At 73.5% G+C, this 23,420-nt stretch carries 20 protein-coding genes and 1 pseudogene; 7 read left to right on the forward strand and 14 right to left on the reverse strand.

Annotated elements, in window-relative coordinates:
- Positions 1-2 precede the first annotated feature (2 nt).
- The 8 genes from IEV86_RS14295 to IEV86_RS14330 form a co-directional block, all read right to left on the reverse strand.
- On the reverse strand, positions 3-953 hold the full coding sequence (locus IEV86_RS14295; RefSeq protein WP_043607056.1) for a sugar phosphate isomerase/epimerase family protein: 951 nt from the start codon (positions 951-953) through the stop codon (positions 3-5).
- Positions 954-1,056: 103 nt separating this feature from the next.
- Positions 1,057-1,983 carry a sugar phosphate isomerase/epimerase family protein gene (locus tag IEV86_RS14300; RefSeq protein ID WP_043607054.1) on the reverse strand — a complete coding sequence of 309 codons (927 nt, stop codon included), beginning with the start codon at positions 1,981-1,983 and terminating at the stop codon, positions 1,057-1,059.
- A 113-nt stretch (positions 1,984-2,096) separates the two neighbouring features.
- Positions 2,097-5,393 carry a PQQ-dependent sugar dehydrogenase gene (locus IEV86_RS14305; RefSeq protein WP_229734660.1) on the reverse strand — a complete coding sequence of 1,099 codons (3,297 nt, stop codon included), beginning with the start codon at positions 5,391-5,393 and terminating at the stop codon, positions 2,097-2,099.
- A 171-nt stretch (positions 5,394-5,564) separates the two neighbouring features.
- Positions 5,565-6,569, reverse strand: a complete 1,005-nt coding sequence (locus tag IEV86_RS14310) for a sugar phosphate isomerase/epimerase family protein (RefSeq protein ID WP_043607050.1) — start codon at positions 6,567-6,569, stop codon at positions 5,565-5,567.
- Between the two features lies 1 nt (position 6,570).
- Positions 6,571-7,782: a Gfo/Idh/MocA family protein gene (locus tag IEV86_RS14315; RefSeq protein WP_052426248.1), complete on the reverse strand. Its 1,212-nt coding sequence runs from the start codon at positions 7,780-7,782 to the stop codon at positions 6,571-6,573.
- Between the two features lie 114 nt (positions 7,783-7,896).
- Positions 7,897-8,958, reverse strand: coding sequence for a substrate-binding domain-containing protein (locus tag IEV86_RS14320; protein ID WP_043607046.1), 1,062 nt, complete (start codon positions 8,956-8,958; stop codon positions 7,897-7,899).
- A gap of 230 nt (positions 8,959-9,188) precedes the next feature.
- Entirely contained in the window at positions 9,189-10,274 is a 1,086-nt protein-coding gene (locus IEV86_RS14325; RefSeq protein WP_043607044.1) for an ABC transporter permease, read from the reverse strand.
- Positions 10,271-11,755: a sugar ABC transporter ATP-binding protein gene (locus IEV86_RS14330; RefSeq protein WP_229734680.1), complete on the reverse strand. Its 1,485-nt coding sequence runs from the start codon at positions 11,753-11,755 to the stop codon at positions 10,271-10,273. Before IEV86_RS14330 ends, IEV86_RS14325 begins: the two co-directional genes overlap by 4 nt.
- A 162-nt stretch (positions 11,756-11,917) precedes the next feature.
- Between IEV86_RS14330 and IEV86_RS14335 the strand changes: the two genes are divergently transcribed.
- Entirely contained in the window at positions 11,918-13,090 is a 1,173-nt protein-coding gene (locus tag IEV86_RS14335) for an ROK family transcriptional regulator (RefSeq protein WP_043607040.1), read from the forward strand.
- Between the two features lie 59 nt (positions 13,091-13,149).
- On the forward strand, positions 13,150-14,148 hold the full coding sequence (locus IEV86_RS14340) for a Gfo/Idh/MocA family protein (RefSeq protein ID WP_043607039.1): 999 nt from the start codon (positions 13,150-13,152) through the stop codon (positions 14,146-14,148).
- Between the two features lie 9 nt (positions 14,149-14,157).
- On the opposite strand, the gene IEV86_RS14345 is transcribed toward IEV86_RS14340, so the two are convergent.
- The 3 genes from IEV86_RS14345 to IEV86_RS14355 form a co-directional block, all read right to left on the reverse strand.
- Positions 14,158-15,699 carry a GGDEF domain-containing protein gene (locus IEV86_RS14345; protein WP_052426246.1) on the reverse strand — a complete coding sequence of 514 codons (1,542 nt, stop codon included), beginning with the start codon at positions 15,697-15,699 and terminating at the stop codon, positions 14,158-14,160.
- A gap of 232 nt (positions 15,700-15,931) precedes the next feature.
- Entirely contained in the window at positions 15,932-16,459 is a 528-nt protein-coding gene (locus IEV86_RS14350; protein ID WP_043607068.1) for an MOSC domain-containing protein, read from the reverse strand.
- 201 nt (positions 16,460-16,660) lie between these two features.
- Positions 16,661-18,034, reverse strand: a complete 1,374-nt coding sequence (locus IEV86_RS14355) for a PTS transporter subunit EIIC (RefSeq protein ID WP_043607036.1) — start codon at positions 18,032-18,034, stop codon at positions 16,661-16,663.
- 275 nt (positions 18,035-18,309) lie between these two features.
- On the opposite strand from IEV86_RS14355, the gene IEV86_RS14360 reads away from it, so the two are divergent.
- The 4 genes and pseudogenes from IEV86_RS14360 (at position 18,310) to IEV86_RS14375 (ending at position 20,161) form a co-directional block, all read left to right on the forward strand.
- Positions 18,310-19,164, forward strand: coding sequence for a GntR family transcriptional regulator (locus tag IEV86_RS14360; protein WP_229734661.1), 855 nt, complete (start codon positions 18,310-18,312; stop codon positions 19,162-19,164).
- Positions 19,161-19,394 (forward strand): PTS sugar transporter subunit IIB, encoded by a 234-nt coding sequence (locus tag IEV86_RS14365; protein ID WP_043607033.1) that lies wholly within the window; start codon positions 19,161-19,163, stop codon positions 19,392-19,394. Before IEV86_RS14360 ends, IEV86_RS14365 begins: the two co-directional genes overlap by 4 nt.
- Positions 19,395-19,442: 48 nt before the next feature.
- Positions 19,443-19,703: pseudogene (locus IEV86_RS14370) on the forward strand (PTS sugar transporter subunit IIB); the annotation flags it as partial.
- Positions 19,703-20,161 (forward strand): PTS sugar transporter subunit IIA, encoded by a 459-nt coding sequence (locus IEV86_RS14375; RefSeq protein WP_188484731.1) that lies wholly within the window; start codon positions 19,703-19,705, stop codon positions 20,159-20,161. The pseudogene IEV86_RS14370 and the gene IEV86_RS14375, both read left to right, overlap by 1 nt.
- Positions 20,162-20,257: 96 nt before the next feature.
- Here IEV86_RS14375 and IEV86_RS14380 read toward each other — a convergent pair whose 3' ends face one another.
- Complete coding sequence (locus IEV86_RS14380) at positions 20,258-20,551, reverse strand: hypothetical protein (RefSeq protein WP_043609779.1); 294 nt, start codon at positions 20,549-20,551, stop codon at positions 20,258-20,260.
- Positions 20,552-20,634: 83 nt separating this feature from the next.
- Here IEV86_RS14380 and IEV86_RS14385 point away from each other — a divergent pair, with 83 nt between their 5' ends.
- The gene (locus IEV86_RS14385) at positions 20,635-22,095 is read left to right on the forward strand and encodes a lipase maturation factor family protein (RefSeq protein ID WP_043609775.1); all 1,461 of its coding nucleotides are present in this window, start codon (positions 20,635-20,637) and stop codon (positions 22,093-22,095) included.
- Positions 22,096-22,155: 60 nt separating this feature from the next.
- Here the strand turns inward: IEV86_RS14385 and IEV86_RS14390 are convergent, their stop codons facing one another.
- Positions 22,156-22,377, reverse strand: a complete 222-nt coding sequence (locus tag IEV86_RS14390) for a hypothetical protein (RefSeq protein ID WP_229734662.1) — start codon at positions 22,375-22,377, stop codon at positions 22,156-22,158.
- Positions 22,378-22,482: 105 nt separating this feature from the next.
- Positions 22,483-23,409, reverse strand: coding sequence for an ABC transporter substrate-binding protein (locus IEV86_RS14395; RefSeq protein ID WP_043609772.1), 927 nt, complete (start codon positions 23,407-23,409; stop codon positions 22,483-22,485).
- Positions 23,410-23,420: the final 11 nt, after the last annotated feature.

The raw sequence follows: 23,420 nt of genomic DNA on the forward strand, positions 1-23,420 counted from the left end.
GGTCAGAACGTCGTGCAGGTGAGGTACTCGAAGCTGTCGCGCGCGAACTCGGCGTCCGCGGGGGCCCCGTCGCGCTCGATCACGTAGTACCTGACCTTGCCCTGGGCCGCCTCGAGGATCGGCGCCCAGTCGATGTCACCCTCGCCGACGTCGGTCAGCCCGCCGAACGCGGGCGTCGGGCCGCTGAGGTCGCCGTCCTTGATGTGCAGCAGCTCGATGCGGTCGCCGTACTCCTCGAGCAGGCCGACGACGTCCGCCCCGCCGTCGGTCGCCCAGTAGACGTCGAGCTGGAACGCGACGTAGCGGGGGTCGGTGTTGCGGACGACCGCCTCCCACCAGCTCATCTGCTCGCCCGTCGCCGGATCGGTGACCTGGAGCAGGAACTCGTTCCAGTGGTTGTGCCCGAAGTGCTTGCCGGTGCCGGCCAGGACCGACTGCTCCCCGAGGCGGTTCATCGCCTCGGCGGTCTCGAGCGCACCCTCCCAGGTCGCGGTCCCGCCGAAGAACGGCACCCCCGGGCCCGCCCAGCCACCGGAACCCGTGTACCGCTGCCCGATGGCCTTCGCGAACTCGACGGTCTCGTCGAACGTCGCCTCGTCGGTGCTCCCGTGCGCCGACGGTGCCTTGAGGCCGTACTCCTTCAGCAGCGCGCGGAACTCCTCGGCGGCGCGCCCCTCGTAGCTGCCGCCGAACGGCTCGACGTTCCGGTAGCCGATCTCGGCGAGCTCGGCGAGCACGCCCTCGACGCCGATCTCCTGCTGCCATCCGGCGTAGCTGTAGAGCTGGATGGAGATCTTGCCGGCTGGGACCGAGCGGCCGGCGCAGTCGGCGGCGGCGTTCGCGCGGTCGCTCTGCGGAGCCGCCGCGGCGGGTCCTGCGGCGAGCAGGCCCGTCGTGACGAGCGCTGCGGCGGCTGCTCCCGCAAGGGTGCGGGTGGAGGTCCTGGGGGTCATCTCGTCCTTCTCTCTGCGACGGCGTCGTCGCCGGGGGGTGGGGTCGGCACACCGGACCCTGCTGCGCGCCGGTGGTCGGCGCGCAGCAGGGCCCGACCGCCGGTCAGTACGTGAAGCAGGTGAGGAACTCGAAGCTGTCGCGCGCGAACTCGGCCGTCGCGGGCGCGCCGTCGCGCTCGACCACGTAGTACTTGACCTTGCCCTGGGCCGCCTCGAGGATCGGGCCCCACTCGATGTCGCCCTCGCCCACGTCGCCGGGGATGCCCCGTGCGTCGCCGTTGAGGTCGCCGTCCTTGATGTGGAGCAGCTCGATGCGGTCGCCGTGGCGCTCGATCAGGTCGACCACGTCGACGCCCGCGTCGGCCGCCCAGAAGACGTCGAGCTGGAACGTCACCCAGCGCGGGTCGGTGTTCTCGACGAGGATCTGCCACGCGCTCTTGAGCTCACCCGTCTCGGGGTCCACGTACTGCGTCGTGAACTCCGACTGGTGGTTGTGGCCGAAGAGCTTGCCCGTACCGGACTTCACCGACTGCTCGCCGAGGCGGTTCATGGTCTCGGCCGTCGCGAGCACGTTCTCGTAGCTGCCGATGCCGGGCGACGCGAAGCCCCCCGAGCCCATGTACTTCTGGCCGATGGTCTTGGCGTAGTCGATCGTGGCGTCGAACGTCGCCTCGTTGGTGCTGCCGTGCGAGCTCGGCGCCTTGAGGCCGTACTCCTTCAGCAGCCCCGCGAACTCCTCCGCGGTGCGGCCCTCGTACGTCGCGCCGAACGGCTCGACGTTCTGGTAGCCGATCTCGGCGAGCTCGGCGAGGACGGCCTCCGTGCCGATCTGGCGCTGCCAGCCGAAGTAGCTGAAGAGCTGGATCGAGATCTTGCTCGCGGGCACGCTGCGGCCGGCGCACTGCGAGGCGCCGTCCGCGTTCTCGTTCGGTGCCGCCGTGGCGGGGCCTGCGGCGAGCAGGCCGGTCGCGGCGAGCGTGAACGCGGCGGCGCCGGCGAGGGCGCGGCGGGTGGTCGTGGTGCGGGTCACTGTTCCTCCTTGGATCGGTGCAACGTCGTTGCTGCTTGTTCCGTGGAACGCGGTCGACGGCGCGCGGGGCGCCGGTCCCCGGCGGGGCGCGTGGGCGCCCCGCCGGGTCGGTCTCACCCGATCTGCTCGGCGAGAGCCTGGGCGTCCCGCACGAGGAGCTCGTCGTCGGTGGCCCCGACGAACCGCTCGAGCGCGGAGACGGCCTGGGTGGTGCGACCGGCGTCGGCGTGACGCTCGGCCTGGCGCAGGAGCGCCGAGAGCTGCCGCGACTCGCCCTGGGTGAGCGTGCCGTCGGCGGCGAGGCGCCCGACGTGCGCCGCGAGGTCGGCGAACGACGTCGTCACCGTGAAGGTCACCGACTGCTCGGTCACGTTGCCCGCCTCGTCGGTCGCGGTCACCACGAGGACGTGCTCACCGAGCGCGACCGTCCAGAGGTCGAGCGTTCCGGGCTCGACGGCCTCGCCGTCGAGCGTCGCCGTCAGCTCGGCCACGCCGGAGGTGGCGTCCTGCGCCGAGAAGGCCACGTCCACCGTCGCCGACGAACCGGCGTCGACTCCGTCCTCGACGCCCGTCACGGTCACCTCGGGTGCCGTCGTGTCGATCCGCACGGTCACGCTGCCGACCTCGGAGACGTTGCCCCCGTTGTCCGCGGCCCGGTACAGCACCTCGTGGACGCCGTCCTCCGACAGCGTGACCGGGTTGACGGCGCCGCTCCACCAGCTGCGGATGCTCTGCCAGGTGGCGCCGCCGTCGTACGAGACCTCGACCGACGCGACCTGGCCGTCGTCCGTGGCGTCGACGCGGAGGGTGACCGGCTCGGTGTACCACCCGTTCGCACCCGTCGGCTCGGCCGGCGTGAGCGAGTGGTCCACGACCGGGGCCGTGACGTCGGTGACGCCCGTCCCGATGAACCGGAACCGGTCGACCTCGACGCCGCCCGTGCTCGTGACGTAGAGCGCCGAGGTGCCCTCGGGGAGCTGGTCGAGCACGACGGGCAGCGTCTGCCAGTCCTCGCCGTCGACCGAGACGGTGCCGAACGGCTCGGCGTCCGGCGAGCCCCAGCGCAGCGCCAGCGTCCCGCTGCCCGCGAGGGTCGCCTCGACGCCCTCGATCCCGGCGAGGTTCACCGGCTCGAACGCGAGGTGGTCGCCCGCGTCGAGCGAGGTCACCTTGGCGAGCGCACCCGCGGTCGTGTCCTCGGCGACCTCGACACCCGCGAGCGCGTCGGCGTGCTCGGCCTCCTTGACGAACGGGTTGAGGACGATCGAGACCTCGCCCTGCGCGGCAGGGACGTCGCCGTTGCCGGCGTCGGTGTAGTTCGCGACGACGACGCCGAAGAGCTTCTCGGTCTCGCCGTGCTCGGGCGCGTCGGCCGGTGTGGCCCACGCCCCCGAGCAGCCGCTGCCCAGCACCTCCGGGTGCGCGTGCGTGTCGTGCCCCAGGCCGAACGTCCAGGACAGGCGCGAGCACACCGGGGTGGTCCCGTCCTCCGGGTCGGAGACCGAGAACCGGTACGGCACGGCGTCGCCCCAGCCGAAGAACCCACCGTCCGCCGGGTGGTCCAGCGTCAGGGTGGGCGCGACGTTGCCGACGGTGACGGCGCGCGACGTGATGCCGAACTTGCCCTCGGGGTCGGTGACGCGCAGCCGCACGGTGTACTGGCCGAGCTCGGTGTACGTGTGCGTCACCTGGGCGCCGGTCGCGTCGAAGGTCCCGTCACCGTCGAGGTCCCACTCGTACGTGAGCTCCTCGCCCTCGGGGTCCACGGAGCGCGAGCCGTCGAGCGTGACCGTCAGGGGCGCCTCGCTCGAGGAGATCGGGTCCGCGTCGACGGCCGCCTGCGGCGTCTTGTTGCCCGGGGCGTAGTCGATCCGGTACAGGCCCGCCTCGGGGTTCTGGCGGAAGAAGCCGTTGCCGTAGTCGAGGACGTACAGCGACCCGTCCGGCCCGAACTCCATGTCGATCGGGCTGTCCGTGATCGCCTGCACCTGGGCGCGCAGCGCGGCGTTGGGCAGGAAGTGCTCGATGTGCGTGACCGGCCCGTCGGGCTCCGGGACGGTGAGCGCGGCGACGTAGTCCTGCGAGAACTCGTAGAAGAAGGCCTTGCCGTCCCAGTACTCCGGGAACTTGCCGGCCGCGTCGAGCGTCTCGTCGTACCGGTACATCGGGGAGCCCATGGGGCCCTGACCGCCCTGCGGGTCGAACTCGACGAGCTCGTCCCACGGCTGGTCGCCCGGGTTGTCGCCGTAGTACAGCTGCGGCGCGGTCGCGGGGGGCAGGACGTCCAGTCCCGTGTTCCAGCGCGAGTTGTTCTCGGCGCCCGCCTCGCAGTCGAACCACGCACCGGGCGTCGCCGTGGCGAAGTCCCACTCGTTGTAGTTCGCATTCGGGCCGTGGCAGTACGGCCACCCGCCGTTGAGCGGGTCGGTCGTGCTCATCCACTCGACGTAGCCCATGGGGCCCCGCGCCGGGTCGGCCGTGCCCGAGTCGGGACCGTAGTCGCCCCACATGACCGCGCCGGTCTCGGCGTCGACGTCGATCCGGAACGGGTTGCGCAGGCCCATCGCGAAGATCTCGGGGCGGGTCCCCTCGGTGCCTGGCTCGAAGAGGTTGCCGTCGGGGACGGTGTACGACCCGTCCTCCTGGACCGTGATGCGCAGGATCTTGCCGCGCAGGTCGTTCGTGCTGCCCGCGCCGCGGCGGGCGTCGAAGCCCGGGTTCATCCCCGGTGCGTCGTTGTTGGGCGCGAACCCGTTCGCGCCCGGCGTCCCGGCGGGGGTGTTGTCGCCGGTCGAGAGGTACAGGTTCCCGTCCGCGTCGAACGCCACGTCACCGGCGACGTGGCAGCACTGCCCGCGCTGGACCTCGACCTTGAGGATCACCTGCTCGGTGGTCATGTCGAGCTGCCTCGCCTGCGGGTCCCACTGCACGCGCGTGAGCTGGTTGTACCCCTTCCACTGGTCCCAGTAGGACTCGTCCTCACCGGCCGGCAGCTGGTTCGGCGCGGAGCCCTGGGGCGTCGTGGTGGGGTACGGGGCCTCCATCACGCGGGGCGCGTAGTAGAGGTAGACCCACCCGTTCTCCTCGAAGTCCGGGTCGAGGGTGATCGTCTGCATGCCGTCCTCGGAGTTGGCGTACACGTCGATCGTGTTGATCACGCGTGTGACGCCGGTCGTCGGGTCGGTCAGGCGGATGTCACCGTTGCGCGCCGTGTGCAGGACCGTGCGGTCCGGCATGACGGCCAGCGAGATCGGCTCCCCCACGTTCTTGGTGAGCTCGATCTTCTCGTAGGCGGACCAGTCCAGGGCCGCGTCGGCCCCCGGCTCGGCCCCGTGGTCCACGCCGTCGTGGGCCGTGGCGGCCTGCGGCAGCGCGACCGCGGTGGCGAGCGCGAGGCCGAGTGCGGCCACCCTCCTGCGACTATGCTTCACAGCTGGCACTTCCTCTCATCAGGACTCAGGTGCTGTGGGCCCCCGCTGCGGCCCCCGTCGCTGCAACGACGGGATGTGTGCGGTAGCGGGGTGTCTCACGTCTGCGGCTGTCCCCCTCCCCTCCCCCTCCTGGGTGCCGGTCCGGCGCGCTCAGCGCGTGCTGAACGCCGCGTCGAACGACGCCGTCGGCGGGTCGAACGCGAGCCGCCGGACGAACTCGAGGGCCTCGGGCGCGCCGACCAGGCGGTCCATGCCGGCGTCCTCCCACTCGACCGAGATGGGCCCGGAGTAGCCGATCGTGTTGAGCATCCGGAAGCAGTCCTCCCACGGGACGTCGCCGTGGCCGGTCGAGACGAAGTCCCAGCCGCGGCGCGGGTCGGCCCACGGCAGGTGCGAGCCGAGCCGCCCGTTGCGCCCGTTGCCCACGCGGCGCTTCGCGTCCTTGCAGTCCACGTGGTAGATCCGGTCCTTGAAGTCCCACAGGAAGCCGACCGGGTCGAGGTCCTGCCACACGAAGTGGCTCGGGTCCCAGTTGAGGCCGAAGGCCTCGCGGTGGCCGATGGCCTCCATCGTCCTGACCGTCGTCCAGTAGTCGTACGCGATCTCGCTCGGGTGCACCTCGTGCGCGAACCGCACGCCGACCTCGTCGAAGACGTCGAGGATCGGGTTCCACCGGTCGGCGAAGTCCCGGTAGCCGGCGTCGACGAGCTCCTCGGACGCGGGCGGGAACATCGCGACGTACTTCCAGATCGACGAGCCCGTGAAGCCGACGACGGTGTCCACGCCGAGCCGGGCCGCGGCGCGCGCGGTCATCCTCATCTCCTCCGCCGCTCGCTGCCGCACGCCCTCGGGCTCGCCGTCGCCCCAGATGCGGTCCGGGAGCATGTCGCGGTGCCGCTGGTCGATCGGGTCGTCGCACACCGCCTGACCCTTGAGGTGGTTGGAGATCGCGAAGACCTTCAGGTCGTACTTCTCCAGCAGGTCGAGGCGGTTCCGCACGTACGCGTCGTCCTCGGCAGCGCGCCACGGGTCGAGGTGGTCGCCCCAGCACGCGATCTCGAGGCCGTCGTAGCCCCACTCGGACGCGAGCCGGGCGACCTCCTCGAAGGGAAGGTCCGCCCACTGGCCGGTGAACAGGGTGATCGGTCGCGCCATGTCAGCTCTCCTCCACGGTGGTCCAGGTGCTGCGGTCGGCAGCGCTGCGCTCGACGGCGGCCAGGACCCGCTGGACCTGGAGGCCGTCGGCGAACGACGGCTCGGGCTGCGTGCCGGCCGCGATCGCGCGCACCAGGTCGACGGCCTGGTGCACGAAGCCGTGCTCGTAGCCGAGCCCGTGCCCGGCCGGCCACCACGCCCCCACGTAGGGGTGGTCCGGCTCGGTCACGAGGACGCGGCGGAACCCGGCGAGGCGCGGGTCCTCCGTCGCGTCGTAGTAGTGCAGGACGTTCATGTCCTCGAAGTCGAACGCCAGCGAGCCACGCGAACCGTTGACCTCGAGCCGGATGGCGTTCTTGCGGCCCCACGCGAAGCGCGTCGCCTCGAACGTCGCCAGACCGCCGCCGCTGAGCCGCCCGAGGAACACCGCGGCGTCGTCGACCGTCACCGGGCCGCGGCCCGACGACGCCGTGCCGCGCAGCGCACCGCCGTCGGCGGGCAGCGGGCGCTCGTCGACGAACGTCTCGAGCAGCCCGGCCACCCCCGTGACGCGCTCGCCCGTGACGTGCTGTGCGAGGTCGACGACGTGCGCGCCGATGTCGCCGAGCGCACCCGAGCCCGCCTTCTGCTTGTCGAGACGCCACGACAGCGGCGCGTCCTCGTCCGCGATCCAGTCCTGCAGGTACTGCGCGCGCACGTGGCGGACCGTCCCGATCCGGCCCTCGGCGACGAGCTCGCGGGCCAGCGCGATCGCCGGGACCCGGCGGTACGTGAAGCCGACCATCGCCATGACGCCCCGCTCCGCCGCGTCCGCCGCGGCCGCCGCCATCTGCTCGGCCTCCTCGACCGAGTTCGCGAGCGGCTTCTCGCACAGCACGTGCTTGCCGTGCTCGAGCGCCGCGATCGCGATCTCGGCGTGCGTGTCGCCCGGCGTGCACACGTCGACCAGCTGGACGTCGTCGCGCACGAGGAGCTTGCGCCAGTCCGTCTCGGACTCGGCCCACCCCCACCGTCGCGCGGCCTCCTCGACGGCGGCGGCCCGACGGCCGGCGACCACGGCCATCCGGGGCTCGACCGGGAGGTCGAAGAACCGCGGTGCGACCCGCCACGCCTGCGAGTGGGCCTGGCCCATGAACGCGTGCCCGACCATCCCGACGCCCAGCGTCGCACGTGCGCCGTCCTCGGCCGCCCCGGTGCTCTCCTGCTCGACCATGCCGGTCACCTCCTGTGCGCACGCGTCGTCGGGGCGTCGGCGGCCCACGGCCGGCCGACGGGTGGTGCGGGGCGCGTGCGCCCGCCCCGCACCCCCGTGCGGATCAGGAGCGGATCAGGACTCGAACGCCGTGGGCAGGTAGCGGTCGACGTTCTCGGACGTCACGACCGGCGCGAACAGCTGCACCTGGCGCGGCACCTCGACCTCGACGAGGTCGCCCATCGCCTTGTCCTGCGCGATGAGGCGGGCGAGGCGGATGCCGTCGGCCGCCTGCGTCGACGGGTAGATGACCGTCGCCTGCAGCACCGAGTCGCCCGACTGGATCTCGCGCATCACGTTCGCGGAGCCGGCCCCGCCGACCATGAAGAACTCGTCGCGCCCGGCCTCCTCGATCGCGGCCAGGACGCCGACGCCCTGGTCGTCGTCGTGGTTCCACAGCGCGTCGATCTCGGGCGCCGCCTGGAGCAGGTTCGCCGCGGCCGTCTGGCCGCCCTGGACCGTGAAGTCCGCCGCGACGCGGTTGGAGACCTCGAGGCCGCAGTCGGCCAGCGCGTCCGCGAAGCCCTGGCTGCGGTCCTGCGTGAGCGGCAGCGAGTCGATGCCCGCGATCTCCGCGACGACGGCGTCCGGCTGGTCGCCGAGCTGCTCGCAGACGTACGTGCCGGCGCTGACGCCCATGCCGTAGTTGTCACCGAGGATCGTGGTGCGTGCCGCGAACGGGCTCGCGAACTCGCGGTCGACGTTGATGACGGGGATGCCGGCCTCCATGGCCTCGGTCGCGACCTCGGTGAGTGCCGCACCGTCGAACGGCAGCAGGACGATCGCGTCGACGCCGTCGTTGATGAACTGCTCGACCTGGCTGATCTGGAGGTTGACGTCGTTGGTCGCCTCCGCGACGACGAGCTCGACGTCCTCGTACCGGTCCGCCTCCGCGATCGCGGCCTTGGTGATCGCACCCATCCAGCCGTGGTCGGCGGCCGGGGCGGAGAAGCCGATGCGGACGGTGTCGCCCGGCTCGTCGTTGGAGCCGCTCGCGAGGGGTGCCTGCTCGACGGCGCCCTCGGTCGCGCTGGGCTCGGGGGTGTTGGACGTGCAGCCCGTGACGAGGACGGCACCGGCCAGGACGCTGCCGGCGGTGAGCCACCAGCGGCGGCGCGGGGTGGTGGGAGCGGACATGGGAATCCTCCTTGACTCCGGGAGTCGGTCGGTTCGGGGTGGGGCTCGACGGTGGGGCACCTCGGGCGGGCCGAGGGTGAGCGGGACCGCTGCGCCGGCCCGGGGGCCGTGCAGTGGTGCGGTCGGGCGGGTGGGGGACGCCGGCCGAGGTGGGGACCGCCGGGTGCGGCGGGTGGTGGGGCCGGTGGGTGGAGCGACGTGGCGCCGGTCGGGCGCCGGTCGGGCGCTGGTCAGGCGCTGCGCGAGCGCGCCGCGAACCGCTGCTGGAGCAGGACCGCCGCGACGATGATCACGCCCTTGGCGACGGACTGCGCCGAGATCGAGAGGTTGTTCTGCGTGAACACGTTGGTGAGCGTCGTGAAGATGAGGACGCCCAGGACGGTGCCGACGATCGTGCCGCGACCACCCGCGAGGAGCGTGCCGCCGACGACGACCGCGGCGATCGCGTCGAGCTCGTAGTACATGCCGTGCGTCGACGACCCGGAGGTCGTCCGCGCGAGCATCATGATCGCCGCGATGCCGGCGGTCAGGCCCGCGAGGCCGTAGAGGTACATCGTGTGGCGTCGGACCTTGATGCCCGCGAGGCGCGCGGCCTCGGGGTTGCCGCCGACGGCGATCGTGCGGCGGCCGAAGGTCGTGCGGTTGAGCAGGACCCAGCCGGCGACCGCGACCGCGGCGAAGATCCAGACGAGCACCGACACCCCGAGCACGTCGGCCCGGAACACGTCGAGGAACGCGTCGACGCTCACGATCTGCGTCTGGCGGTTGGCGATGATCTCGGCGAGGCCGCGCGCGGCGACCATCATCGCGAGGGTCGCGATGAACGCGACCACCCGCCCGTACGCGATGAGCACCCCGTTGACGAGGCCGCACGCGAGCCCGACCGCGAGCGCGGTGAACACCATGACGCCCCAGTGCGCGTCGCGCGCCATGGTCTGCGTCGCGAGGGTCGACGCCCACACCGACGCGAGGCCCAGCACCGAGCCCACGGACAGGTCGATGCCGCCCCCTGTGATGACGAACGTCATCCCGATGCTCAGGACGCCGATGACCGCGGCCAGCCGCAGGATCGTCATGAGGTTGTCGATGCTCGCGAACCGCTCGCCCGCGGTCGCGACGCCGACGGCGCACAGGAGCGCGAGCGCGATGACGAGCCCGATGTTGCGGCCCGCCGCACCGTGGAACGGGTTGCGGGACCTGCGGGACGTCGCCCCGGTCGTGTCGCCGCCCTCGCGGCGCTCGAGCGGCGTGGACCGGTCGGGATCGGGCGGCACGCTGCCGGCCGTGGCCAGCGTGGGTGGGGTCTGCTCGCTCACGCGGCACTTCCTTCCATGACGAGGTCGAGCACGCCGTGCTCGTCGATCTGGTCTGCGGGTCCGCTGTGCAGGACGCGGCCGTCGGCCACGACGAGCACGCGGTGGGAGAGGCCGAGGACCTCCTCGATCTCGCTCGACACGACGACGACGGCGTTGCCGGCCTCGGCGAGCGCGTGGACGAGGCCGTAGATCTCGGCGCGGGCCCCGACGTCGACGCCGCGCGTCGGCTCGTCGAGGAGGAGCACGCGGCAGCCGTGCACGAGCCAGCGCGCGAGCATGGCTTTCTGCTGGTTGCCGCCCGAGAGCGTGCGTGCGGCGCGGTCCGGGTCGGCGGGTCGCAGGTCGAGGGCCTGGATCTGCTCGCGCGCGACGCGCCGCTCGGTGCGCTCGTCGAGCATCGCGCCCCGCGCGGTCCGCGCGAAGGTCGACAACGTGATGTTGCGGTAGACGGGCTCGTCCAGGAGCAGGCCCTGGCTCTTGCGCTCCTCCGGCGCCAGCCCGACGCCCGCGGCGACCGCCGCGGGGACCGACCCCGGCCGGACGCGCGACCCGGCCACGTGGACGGTGCCGGAGGTCGCGCGCCGCGCGCCGTAGATCGTCTCGAGGATCTCCGACCGTCCCGACCCGACGAGGCCGGCGAGGCCGACCACCTCCCCGGCGCGGACGGTGAAGGAGACGTCGGAGAACGCGCCGCGCAGCCCGAGGCCCTCGACGCGCAGCAGCTCGTCGGCGTCAGGCCGCACCGGGGTGCGCGCGGGGAACACCTGGTCGACGGCGCGACCGGTCATGAGCCGGATGAGCTCGGTCGTGGGCGTGTCCGCGACGCGCAGGCCCGCTGCGACCGTGCGGCCGTCCTTGAGGACCGTGATCCGGTCGCCGATCTGGCGGATCTCCTCGAGGCGGTGCGAGATGTAGAGGACCGCCACCCCGGACGCCGTCAGCTCGCGCACGACGCGGAACAGGTTCGCCACCTCACCGGAGTCGAGGACCGCGGACGGCTCGTCCATGATGATCAGGCGGGCGTCGTGCGAGAGGGCGCGGGCCATGCTGACGATCTGCTTGCCGGCCGCGGACAGCGTCCCGACCTCGCGGTGCGGCGTGATGTCGGGGTGGCCGAGGCGGCGCAGCACCTCCGCGGTCCGGGCGTGCGCCTGACGACGACGCGTGAAGCCCCCGGCGGCGAGCTCGTGGCCGAGGTAGACGTTCTCCGCGACGGTCAGCCCGTCCACGACGTCGAGCTCCTGGTACATCGTCGCGACGCCCGCGTGGAGCGCGGCCACGGGCGACGTGATCCGCAGCGGCTCGCCGCGCCAGAGCAGGGTGCCCGCGTCGGGCCGGTGCGCACCCGCGAGGACCTTGATGAGCGTCGACTTCCCGGCGCCGTTCTGGCCGAGGAGGCAGTGCACCTCGCCAGGCCGGACCTCGAGGTCGACGCCGTCCAGCGCCTTGGCTCCCGGGAAGTGCTTGACGATGCCCTGCATCTGCAGCAGGGGGCGCCCGGCGCCGTCGCCGGCGTCGCGCCGGCCGTCCTCATTGACCATGTCGACGACCGTAGGGTGATGTTTTGTCGGGCGTCAAGCAAAAGTCGAGAACTGCGTGTCAACATCCTCACGCAGCCTAGGCGATTGTGCTTGACTTCCACCATGACGACCACGAGCGGCCGCCCCGGCGATCTCAGCGCGACGCTCCAGCTGCTGCGCGACCGCCGGCCGCGCACGCGCGCCGAGCTCGCCAACCTGACCGGCCAGGCCCGGTCGACGGTGGCGCTGCGTGTCGACCAGCTGCTCTCGTCCGGTCTCGTCGCCCCCACGGGAGAGGCGGTCTCCACGGGGGGCCGCCCGCCGGCGACGTTCGCGTTCAACCCCGCGGCCCGCGTCGTCGCCGCGGTCGACCTCGGCGCGACGCACGCACGCATCGCCGTCACGGACCTCGCCGCGACCGTCCTCGCGGAGCACTTCGAGGACATCGTGATCGGGGACGGCCCCGAGCCCGTGCTCGCGCGTGCGGCGCAGGTCGTCCGGGACCTCCTCGGCGAGGCGGGCCGCTCGGCCGACGACCTCGTGGGCGTCGGCGTCGGCCTGCCCGGGCCCGTCGACCACCGCACCGCGCGCCCGACCAACCCGCCGATCATGCCCGGCTGGGACGACGCCGACGTCGCGGGCACGCTCCAGGGCCACCTCGGCCCGGTCGCCGTGCTCGTCGACAACGACGTCAACGTCATGGCGCTCGGGGAGCACGCGACCGAGCTGCCCGAGGTCGACCACCTCATGTTCGTCAAGGTCGCGACCGGCATCGGCGCGGGCGTCATCAGCGACGGCGCGATCCGGCGCGGCGCGCAGGGCGCCGCGGGCGACCTCGGCCACGTCGCCGTCCCGGGCGGCGAGGACGTCCCGTGCACGTGCGGCAACACCGGGTGCCTCGAGGCGCTCGCGAGCGGGCGCGCCGTCGCCGCCCGGCTCACCGCGGCCGGGACGCCCGCCGCGACCAGCGCGGACGTCGTGGCGCTCGTGCGGGGCGGCGACCTGGCCGCGTCCGCCGCGGTGCGCGACGCCGGACGGTCGCTCGGCGCCGTCCTCGCCGGGTGCGTGAGCCTGCTCAACCCGTCGGTGATCGTCATCGGCGGGAGCCTCGCCGACGCGGGCGAGCACCTGCTCGCGGGCATCCGCGAGGTGGTCTACCGCCGGTCGCTCCCGCTCGCGACGCAGCACCTGCGCATCGTCACGAGCCGTACGCGCGGACGCGCCGGCGTCCTCGGCGCGTCCACCATGGCGATCGAGCACGTGCTGTCCGGCGACGCGCTCGAGAAGCTCATCTGACCCGCGCGCATCCCGGACCCGCCGACGACGCCGCGCCGCGCACGGCTAGCGTGCGGGCCATGGCACAGCTCGAGCGCGTCCGCTGGGGGATCATCGGCGTCGGTCAGGTGACGGAGGTCAAGAGCGGTCCGGCGTTCCAGCAGGCCGAGCGCTCCGAGCTCGTCGCGGTGATGCGCCGCGACGGCGCCAAGGCGGCCGACTGGGCGCGGCGGCACGGCGTCGCGCGCTCGTACGACGACGCCGACGCGCTGCTCGCCGACCCCGAGGTGGACGCCGTGTACGTCGCCACTCCCCCGGACACCCACGCGCACTACGCGCTGCGCGCCGCCGCGGCGGGCAAGCCCGTGTACGTCGAGAAGCCCATGGCGCGCACAGCGGACGAGTGCGACGCGATGATCCGTGCGTGCGAGGACGCGGGCGTCCCGCTGTTCGTCGCCTACTACCGCCGCGCGATGCCGCGCTTCCGCACCGTCGCCGCGCTGCTCGCCGACGGCGCGATCGGGCGGCCGCGCGCCGTGAGCGTCCGCCTCCAGCGCCCCGCGGGCATGTGGGACGCCGAGCACCTGCCGTGGCGCGTGGACCCCGCGGTCTCCGGCGGTGGTCTCTTCGTGGACCTCGGCTCGCACACGCTCGACCTGCTCGACCAGCTGCTCGGTCCGGTCACGCGGGTCGAGGGGACCTCGGTGAACCAGGGTGGGCGCCACCGCGCCGAGGACCTGGTGACCGCGTCGCTGTCGTTCGAGTCCGGCGTGCACGGCGTCGGCCTGTGGTCCTTCGACGCGCACGAGAGGCTCGACGAGGTCGAGATCGTGGGCGACGGCGGGACGCTGCGGTTCTCGAGCTTCGGCGAGGAGCCGCTGCGGCTCACGACCGCCGACGGCACGCGCCACGTCCCCGCGCCGTACCCCGCGACCGTCCAGCTGCCGCTCGTGCAGACCGTCGTCGACGCCCTCACCGGGCGCGGCGAGTGCCCCAGCACGGGCCGCAGCGCGCGCCGCACGGCCGCCGTCGTGGACGCGCTCCTCGCGGACCACCGCGCGTCGCTCGCGTCCGGCTGACCGCCGTCGTCAGGCGACCGAGACCCTGTTCCGCCCCGACCGCTTGGCCTCGAGCAGCGCGTCGTCCGCCGCCTGCAGGTGGGTCCGCGTCTCGGACCGGCCGCCCACGCCGATCGAGACGGTGACGGTGAGGCCCGGCGCGAGCGCGTCCCACGCGTACGCCCCGACCGCGCGCTGGACGCGGTCCGCGACGGACAGTGCCGCGTCCGGACCACCCTGGACGAGCACGAGGAACTCGTCGCCGCCGTAGCGCACGAGCACGTCCGAGTGGCGCGACTCCGAGCGGAGCACGTCGGCGAGCGCGCGCAGGACGTCGTCGCCGACCCCGTGCGACCAGCCGTCGTTGATCGCCTTGAACTCGTCCACGTCGACGAACACCGCCCACTCGTGCAGCGAGCCGTCCTGCGTGCTCGCGGCGAGCATGCGCCGGTTCCCGAGCCCGGTGAGCGGGTCGTGCACGACGGCGCGGAGGGCCCGGTCCGTCTCCTGCGCGAGCTCGTGCATCCGGTGCCGGTCCTGCAGGGCGTGGAACCGCGCCTCCCGCTCGGCCCACACGCGCGCGAGGGCGGACCGCCCGACCGCCGCCCACAGGTCCATGCCCTCGTGCGGGCCCGACTGCGCACGCGCGACCTCGGCGAGCGTCGCGCGCGCGGTCGCCGCCCACGTCTCACGGCCCATGCGGTCCGCGTTCTCGACCGCGCTCACGAGCTGCTCGCGCGCCGCGTCGAGGTCGCCCCGCTCGGCCGCGGCCCAGCCGCGCACCAGGTGGAGCAGCTGCGTCTCGACGAGCTCCGGGCGGGCGGCGAACCCGACCGCGGCGGCCTCCGCGCGCGCGGCACCCAGCGCGACGTCGGACAGGTGCATGGTCGCGTGCGCCTCGATGACGCCGGCCCGTGCCGCCATCTGCGCGTCGCCGACGGCGGTCGCGGTGCGCAGCATCCGCAGCGCGCGCTGTGCCATGACGGAGGTGTGCTGGGCCGCCTCGGCGTCGCGCCCGATGAGGCGGAGCGACGCGGCCCAGTAGCCGCTGAGCAGCGCGAGCTCCTGCGCGACGAGGACCTCGACGTACGGTCCGGCCCCGCCGCGGATCGCGCGCAGGCGCTCGTCGGCCTGCTCGAACAGGTTGATCGAGCGGAGCGCGAGACCCACGGCCATGCTCGCCGACACGTGACCGTAGGTCCCCGGCGGCACGGTGCTCACGAGGCGGTCGGCCTCGGCGAGCGCGGCGAGCGACGCGGCGTGGTCGTTGAGGAACGCGCAGCACTCGCCGACGACCGCGAGCGCCTTGGCGCGCCACACCGGCGCCGGGTCGTCACCGAGCTCGTCGAGGAGCGTGCGCGCGACGCCGAGCGCCTCCGCGTGGCGTCCCGACTCGTGCAGCGCGGTCGCCCGGATGTAGCCGAGGTACCGGGTCGAGGCGACGTCGCCGCCGGCACGCGTGAGCACCGACCAACGCACGCACACGTCTGCCGCGCGGTCGGCGAACCCGTCGATGTACCAGCCGTGCGCGATGTCGGTGAGCTCGTCGTACGGCCCGAACTCCGGGCGCACGGCGACGTCACGCGAAGGCGCCTGCCGTCCAGCCGTCACCGTGAGCCCCGTCCTGCCTGGGAGCTCGTCGACCGGCCCCTGGACACAGTGTCGGCGACGATCGCCGCGAGCACGAGGGGTCTCACGGACGTGTGACCAGGACCACGTCCGAACAGGTGAGACCACCCGTCTCGGGAAGTGGCATCATCCGGTCCGCCCCGCGGCGGCACGCGACCGCCCGGGTGCGCACGGGTCACACCGGGCGCAGCGGCTCGTGCTGCCCGTCGGGGAGCTCCACCGCGATGCCGTCACCCGGTCGGACCACACCGCCCGCGACGACGACGGCCATGACGCCGGCCAGCCGCTCGACCGAGCCGTCCGCCGAGCGGCGCACGAGGCGTCGCATGAGCCCCGGTGACAGCCCGTCGATCTGGGCGCACGGGTTGCGCAGGCCGGTCACCCGGACGGCCGCATCGGCACCGAGCCGCAGGACGGCGCCCTCGGGCAGCGCGAGGAGGTCCAGGCCGGCCGTCGTGACGTTCTCGCCGAGCCCGCCCGGTACGACGTGGTGCCCCGCGTGACCGATGTCCTCCAGCAGCTCCGCGTGGATCAGGTGGACCTGGCGGAGGTTGGGTGCCGTCGGGTCCTTCGCCACGCGGAACCGGTGGCGCACGGTCGGGCCGGCGTGCGCGTCGCCCTCGACGCCCCAGCCCTCGATCAGGCGGATGCTCTCGGCTGTGGGCTTGCTGAAGCGGTGCCCGTCGTCGAGCGCGACCGCCACGACGGTGCCGCCCGCCCTGTGCCCGGCGGCGTCGGCGTCGGCGTCGACGAGGAGGTCGGGGCCGGGCGGTGCGAGCAGGTCCGTCACGGCGCCGACCCTAGAGGAGCCGCGGCCCGCCGAGCCAGGGCCGGGTGAACGGGTGCACCGCGACGCGGGAGGGCCCGGCCGCCCCCTGAGCGACCGGGCCCGCTCGCGCTCGCGTCAGGCCGTGCTCCCCGTGCCTCCCGTCGCCGGCCGGGCGGTGCTCGCACCGCCGTCGGTCCCGGCGCGCGTGCGCGCGGGCGTCCGCTCGGTGTCGTCGGGCTGGTCGACGAGCACGTTGTTCGCGTCGCCGACGGCGTCGTCGTCCTCGCGGCCCGGCGTCCGCAGGTTCCACTTCGTGATGACGAACCGGAAGAGGACGTAGTAGAGGACGGCGTACCCGAGCCCGATCACCACGAGCAGCAGAGGCTGCTCGGCGATCCGGAAGTTGAGCAGGTAGTCGATGACGCCCGCCGAGAACCCGAAGCCGCTGCGCACGTCGAGCGCGTTGACCAGCGCGAGCGACGTCCCGGTGAGCACCGCGTGGATGACGTACAGCGGGTAGGCGACGTAGACGAACGCGAACTCGAGCGGCTCGGTCACGCCCGTGACGAACGAGACCAGCGCGGCCGAGCCCATGATGCCCGTGATGACCTTGCGCTTCTCGGGCTTGGCGGTGTGCACCATCGCGAGCGCCGCGGCGGGCAGCGCGAACATCATGATCGGGAAGAAGCCGGCCTGGAAGATGCCCGCGGTCGGGTCGCCCGCCAGGAACCGGAAGATGTCGCCGTTGGCCACCGTGCCGTCGTCGGCGACGTACTCGCCGAACTGGAACCACGGCACCGAGTTGAGCAGGTGGTGCAGGCCGATCGGGACGAGCAGCCGGTTGAGCGTGCCGAACACGAAGCCGCCGAGGACCGCGGAGCCCGTGACCCAGTCGCTCACGCCGGTGAGCACCGCGTCGAACGCCGGGTAGATCACCGCGCCGATGAGCGCGACGAAGATCGCGACGAACGCGGTGACGATCGGCACGAACCGCCGGCCGCCGAAGAACGCGAGGTAGGCGGGCAGCTTGATCCGGTAGTACCGCTGGTACAGCAGCGCGGCGATGAGGCCCATGACGATGCCGCCGAGGACGCCGTAGTTGATGAGCTCCTGCGTCTCGCCCTCGGCCGCCTCGCCGAGGAAGTAGGGCGACAGGGCGTCGGACACGCCCTTGAACACGAGGTAGCCGATGAGGGCCGCGAGGCCCGTGGACCCGTCGGACTTGCGCGCGTAGCCGATGGCGACACCCAGCGCGAAGATCAGCGGCAGGTTGCCGAAGAGCGCGTTGCCGGCGGCGCCGAGCACCGCGGCGACCGGGAGGAGCCAGTCGCCCCAGGCGCCGGCGAGGCCGTCGGCGCCCAGCATGTCGGGCTGCCCGAGCCGGAGCAGGAGCGCTGCGGCGGGCAGGGAGGCGATGGGCAGCATGAGGGACCGGCCGATGCGCTGGAGCTGCGCGAGGCCTGGGAAGGCCCGCTTCTCCCTGGCCACGGGGGCTGTGGTGGCGGTCATGGACGTGCACTCCCTACTGGTGCGGCCGGTGCGTCGCTGCACCGGAGGTCCTGTGTGCGGGGCGGCCCGGCCGTCCGGGACGGTCGTCCGCGTCGGCGGCGGCTGTCGCCGTCGTCGCTCCCGGCCCCGCCGGCCGCGGTCCGGGGATCTTGGCTGAACTAGATGTCTAGACCGGTTGCCGAGAACCATGGTGGAATGCGACAACCGGTGTCAAGGGTCGACATCCCCGCCCTGTCGGCACTCGGTCCGGCGACGGAAGGACGGCAGGGTCGGACGTGGGCAGGTCGATGCTCAAGTACGTGCGGGTCAGGGACTACCTGCGCTCGCTCGTCACGCACGAGCTCGCCGTGGGCGACCCGATCCCCTCCGAGCGCGCGCTGTGCGAGCGCTTCGGCGTCTCGCGCATGACGGTGCGGCAGGCGGTCGACGCGCTCGTGGTCGAGGGCCTGCTCGCGCGCGAGCAGGGTCGCGGCACGTTCGTCGCGCCGACCAAGGTCGACCTCGAGGTGCGGCTGTCGTCGTTCGGCGAGGAGATGCGGCGCCGCGGCATGGAGCCCGCGAGCAAGGTGCTCGCGGCGGAGGTCGCGCAGGCGACACCCGACGTCGCCGACGCGCTCGAGATCCTCCCGGGCGAGGACGTCTGGTCGCTGCACCGGGTCCGCTACGCCGACGGCGAGCCGATGGCGATCGAGCAGACCTGGCTCCCCCGCGCCCTCCTGCCCGGGCTCCTCGACGACGGCGTGCCCGAGAGCCTGTACGGCGAGCTGCGACGCCGCGGCCACGTGCCCGACTGGGGCGAGGAGACCGTCGCCGCCGGCGAGGCCGACGCCGAGGCCGCCGACCTGCTCGGGGTCGCCGACGGCGCACCGGTCCTGCGGCTCACGCGCCGCACGTTCGCGGGCCAGACGGCGTGCGTCTACGCCCGGTCCAGCTACCGTGCGGACCGGTACGTCCTGTGGGTCCCGCTGCGCGCGCCGCGCGCACGGCTCACACCGCGGACCCGCGACGCCGCAGGCGGCCCGGCGGAGGAACGGCACGAGGCCGCGAGCGCGGTCGCAGGTGCAGGCATCGACGCCGCGGGTGCGGCAGGGCACGAGGCCGCGGGTGCGGCAGGGAGGGACCGGACGTGACACAGCGCGCGGCGACGATCCTCGCGGCACTGGGCGGCGTGGCGAACATCGTCGACATCGAGCCCTGCACGACGAGGCTGCGCTCCGAGGTGCGCGACGCGTCGGCGGTCGACGTCGGGGCGCTGCGTGCGGCCGGCGCGCACGGGGTCATGATCTCGGGGCACGTCGTCCAGGTCGTCATCGGCCCGGACGTCGACGTCCTGGCGTCCGACCTGGACGACCTGCTCTAGCAGGCGGCACCGCCCTGCTCAGGCAGGGAGCACCACAGGAGGGGCCCGGCCCGGGCACCCCGGAACGAGGAGGATGCGATGAGCAAGGCAGAGGAGATCCTGGCGGCGCTGGGCGGGGACGAGAACGTCCTCGACCTCGAGCCCTGCATCACGCGGCTGCGGGTCGAGGTCGAGGACCCGGCGCTCGTGGACGAGAAGCGGCTCCGCGCCGCGGGTGCGTACGGCGTCGTCCTGTCCGGCAAGGCCGTGCAGGTCGTCGTGGGGCCGGAGGCCGACACGCTCGCGTCCGACATCGAGGACCTGCGCTGATGGCGCTCACCGTCCTCGCCCCGCTCGCCGGGGTCGTCCGCGCGCTCGGCGAGGTGCCCGACCCGGTGTTCAGCGCCGAGCTCGTGGGCCCCGGGCTCGCGGTCGACCCTGCGCGGGACGGCGTGGTCGCGGCGGTCGCACCCATCGCGGGGACCGTCGTCAAGCTGCACCCGCACGCGTTCGTCGTCGCCGGGGACGACGGGCGCGGCGCGCTCGTCCACCTCGGCCTCGACACCGTGCAGCTCGGCGGCGAGGGCTTCACGCTGCACGTCGCCGAGGGGGCGACGGTCGCTGCCGGGGACGTCGTCGTGAGCTGGGACCCGGCGGCCGTCGAGGCCGGCGGCCGCTCGCCGATCTGCCCGGTCGTCGCGCTCGACGCCCGCGCGGGCGCGGTGACGCCCGTTGCCGAGGTCGGCGCCACGGTCGCGGCCGGGGACCCGCTGCTCGCCTGGGACTGAGGCGGCGGCCGTTTCCGACGGTTTCGGCGTGCTCACGGCGCACCACCCGGATGCGCCCTGAGCGCGCCCGCGATGCGCCAGGCGCGGCGCCGCTCCTCAGGCGCGCATGGGTGACCAGCGGTTGCCGGTCCGGCGGGTGATGCGGCTCGTCTCGACCACGGCGAGCTCGTCGACCCGCTCGACGACGGCACGGCCGACCCGCGCGGCCTCGAGGTCGTCGGCCGCCTCGAAGCGCACCGTCACGCACGGCAGCCCACGCACGAGGTCCACCTGCCCCGACTCGACCGCCGTCCGCGCACGACCGGCGGCGACGGCCTGCGGCAGCACGTCGGCGGGGTCGACCCCGGCGTGGACGAGGCCGATGACCATCCGGACGCGGTAGGAGGGCACCGGCAGAGCGTAGGCGCGCGCCGACGTGCGTCCGACGCGCGGCCGGCCCGCCACGCGAGCACGCTGGTGCAGGGGTGAGACCGGTGGAGTGGTTCGACGCCGAGGGGTACTCGGTCGCGCGCGAGGTCGTCCAGCGCGGGGTCGCCGCCGTGTACGTCGTCGCGTTCGTCGCGGTGCTCCGCCAGTTCCGGCCGCTGCTCGGGGAGAACGGGCTCCTCCCGGTCCCACGGTTCGTCGCGCGCGTGGCGTGGCGGGCGTCGCCGAGCCTCTTCCACTGGCGTTACAGCGACCGCCTGGTCGTCGCCGTCGGGTGGGTCGGTGCGGTCGTCGCCGCGGCGCTCGTGCTCGGCGTCCCGCAGGCGGGCCCCCCGTGGCTCCCGCTCGTCGCGTTCCTCGCCCTGTGGGTCCTGTACCTCTCCGTGGTCAACGTCGGGCAGGTGTTCTACGGGTTCGGGTGGGAGTCGTTGCTGCTCGAGGCGGGTTTCCTCGTCGCGTTCCTCGGCTCGCGCGAGGTCGCGCCCCCGGTGCCCGTCCTGGTGCTGCTGTGGTGGCTCGTGCTGCGCCTCGAGCTCGGTGCGGGACTGATCAAGTGGCGCGGCGACCCCGCCTGGCGCGACCTGACGGCGCTGTACTACCACCACGAGACCCAGCCCATGCCGGGTCCGCTGAGCCGGTGGTTCCACCTGCTGCCGCGTCCGCTGCACCGCGTCGAGGTCGCCGCGAACCACGTGACGCAGCTGGTCGTGCCCTTCGCGCTGCTCGTCCCCGGGCCGGTCGCCAGCGCGGCGGCGGCCGTCGTCGTCGTCACGCAGCTGTGGCTCGTGCTCTCGGGGAACTTCGCGTGGCTCAACTGGCTGACGATCGTGCTGGCCTTCTCGGCCGTGACGGATGACGCGTTCGCCTGGGCGCTGTCACCCCTCGGGATCGACGTGGGGTCCGTGGGTCCCCAGGTGACGGCGCCCGCTCCCCTGTGGTTCGTCGCCGTCGTCGTCGGTGTCGCGGCGGTGTGCCTCGTCCTGAGCTGGTGGCCGCTGCGCAACCTCGTGTCGAGGAACCAGCGCATGAACGCCTCGTTCAACTCGCTGCACCTGGTCAACGCCTACGGCGCGTTCGGCAGCGTGACGCGGCGGCGCACCGAGGTCGTCGTCGAGGGGACGCTCGACGAGGACCCGGCGACCGGTGCGTGGTCCGAGTACGAGTTCCGCGGCAAGCCGGGCGAGGTGCGTCGCGTCCCGCGCCAGTACGCGCCGTACCACCTGCGACTGGACTGGGCGATGTGGTTCCTGGGCCTGGGCTCGTCGGCGCAGCTCGCGTGGTTCGTGCCGTTCCTCGTGCGTCTGCTCGAGGCGGACGCCCCCACGCTGCGGCTGCTGGCGCACGACCCGTTCTCGGGGCGCCGCCCCCGGTGGGTCCGTGCCCGGCTCTACCGCTACCGGTTCGCGACGCACGGGCAGCACCGGGAGACCGGGCAGTGGTGGGTCCGCGAGGATCTGGGCCTGATGGTCGACGCCCACGACCTGAGGACGCTCGCCCGCGTGCGCTGACGGCGTGCCGGTCCGTCGGCCGTCCATCGGTCGGTCTGGCGGCCGGTCCGTCGGCTGAGGTCAGGAGCCGCGGTGCGGACCGTCCTCGACGGGCACCACGTACGAGCGCCCGTCGGGTCCCGTCACGCGGCGCAGCCCGCTCTCGAGCTCGTCGGCGCGGTCGCGCTGCGCGGGCGTCGCGGGTGTCCGGCGGCGCGGGTCCGCGACCTGCGCGGGGCCCGTGAACGGGAGGAGGAAGCGCTCGGTGAAGCGCATCCCACGGCTTCTCGACCGGTCCGTCATGTGCCCTCCTCCGTCCGCCGCCGAGCCACGAGGATCCTAGGACGCCGGCCGTCGAGGCCCGCCGCGGGGTGCAGCGGGCCTCGACGCCGTCGCCGTCGGGTCGTGTCAGACGAGGCCGTTCTCGGCGAGCCAGTCGCCCGCGATGGTCGCCGCGGGGGCCTGCTCGTCGACGCTGCGCGCGTTGAGGGCCACGAGCTCCTCGGGCGTGAGGGCCGCGCTCACCGCGTTGACGATCTCCACGGCACCCTCGTCGAGGTCGTCGGCCGCCACGGGCACGACGTTCGACGCGAGGAACAGGCCCTCGGGGTCCTCGAGCGTGACGAGGTCGTTCGCGGCGATCGACGGGTCGGCGCTGTAGATGTTGACGAGCTGGACCGTCCCGTCCTGGAGCGCCTTGACGGTCAGCGGACCGCCCGAGTCCTCGATCGGCGTGAAGCCGACCTCGACGCCGTAGACGCTCTGGAGACCCTCGGGCCCGTAGGGGCGGGTCGCGAGCTCCGAGTTGCCGCCGAGGGTGAGGGGCTCGCCCACCGACGCGAGGTCGGCGAGGCTGGTCACGCCGTTCGCCTCGGAGAACTCGCGCGTGACGTTGTACGAGTCCTGGTCGGTCGCAGACGACTGGTCGAGCACCTGCAGGCCGTCGGGGACTGCCTCCTGGAGGGCCGTGTAGACGTCGTCGGACGTGCGCGCCTCGGTCTCGGGCTCCCAGTACTGCAGCAGGTTGCCCGTGTACTCGGGGAAGAGGTCGATGGCACCCGACTCGATCTCGGGCAGGTAGACCTCGCGCTGGCCGATCCGCAGGTCGCGCTCGACCGTGTACCCCCCGGCCTCGAGGGCCTGGGCGTACAGCTCGGCGATGATCTCGTTCGAGTAGTAGTCCTGCGAGCCGATGACGATCGCGGCGCTCTCCTCGCCACCGGGCTCGGACGTGCCGGCTGCCGGCTCCTCCAAGGGGTCGGACTGGGAGCACGCGGCGAGCAGGAGAACGGCGACGGGCAGGCTGAGCGTCCGGGCGACGCGACGAGCGTTCACGGGGGTCCTCT

The organism is Cellulomonas carbonis (assembly GCF_014636275.1).
GTDB lineage: Bacteria > Actinomycetota > Actinomycetes > Actinomycetales > Cellulomonadaceae > Actinotalea > Actinotalea carbonis.